At 63.0% G+C, this 319-nt stretch carries 1 pseudogene; it reads left to right on the forward strand.

The window, feature by feature from the left end:
* Positions 1–319: pseudogene (locus tag ACT3TS_RS19795) on the forward strand (IS1380 family transposase); the annotation flags it as partial.

Here is a 319-nt window from a genome sequence, read left to right on the forward strand (position 1 = left end):
GTCCTTCACTTTCGGGCATGTGAAGCAGCTCGATGCTGTTGCGTCCCGGTTCCTGGTCAATCTGGCCCGGACGGTGCCCTTGTTCGGGGCGCCGTCCGGGGACGCAGAGTTCGTTTTCGTTGATGTTGACGACACGATCATCGAAGTTCACGGGTATCTGAAGCAGGGCTCTGGGTATGGCTATTCCAAGGTCCGGGGCCTGAATGCCGTCCTGGCGACCGCGTCGAGGGAAGACACCGCCCCGGTGGTCATCGGCCAGCGCCTGCGCAAAGGGGCTGCGAACTCCGCCCGCGGCGCGCACAAGTTCGTTACCGAAGCT

Origin of the sequence: Specibacter sp. AOP5-B1-6, from assembly GCF_052376555.1 — a bacterium.
Classification (GTDB): Bacteria; Actinomycetota; Actinomycetes; order Actinomycetales; family Micrococcaceae; genus Specibacter.